Here is a 649-nt window from a genome sequence, read left to right on the forward strand (position 1 = left end):
GACAGACAAGGGTTACGAAGTTGTAACAGATGAGTTCGCAGGACCTAAGACCTTCGATAATGACGATAAGAAGGATCAAACCTTCACCGTTACTCTTCGTCAAGGTACAGAGAAGATTACAGACCCAGCTAAGCTCAACAAGAAAGTATCACGTACGATCAAGTACGAATACGCAGATGGTCAAACAGCGGGTCGTCCAGCTCTGAAAGCTCCTGTGACTCAAGAAGCAGCCTTCACACGTACAGGTGAACGCAACCGTGTAACTGGCGTTGAAACCTTCACTGCATGGACACCAGCTACGAAAGAATTGGCACAAGAAGCTACACCAGTCGTNACTGGATTCGTGGCAGATAAGGCCAATGTCGCAGCGAAGACAGTCACTCCTGATGATAAGGATAGNGAAGAAACAGTTAAGTACAGCAAACTTGGTTCATATGTACCAAATGTACCAGACGGACTTCCAAAAGTTCCAAATCTTCCATATCCAAACGATCCAACAGATCCAAGCAAACCAGGTACTGATCTTCCAGTGATTCCACATGTACCAGGCACTACACCAGTAGGCCCAGATGGCACAACACCATTGACACCGAAAGATCCGAGCGATCCAAGCAAGGGTTACAACCCACCACCAATTCCAAGTGATCCA

Annotated in this window: 1 protein-coding gene; it reads left to right on the forward strand. The window is 47.0% G+C overall.

Annotation, left to right across the window (positions count from 1 at the left end; all coding sequences use genetic code 11):
- Positions 1 to 649 (forward strand): mucin-binding protein (locus D8793_RS12000; protein WP_446677600.1); only part of this gene is annotated, 649 nt, incomplete at both ends.

It is taken from the genome of Streptococcus cristatus, assembly GCF_003943465.1.
Lineage (GTDB): Bacteria > Bacillota > Bacilli > Lactobacillales > Streptococcaceae > Streptococcus > Streptococcus cristatus_C.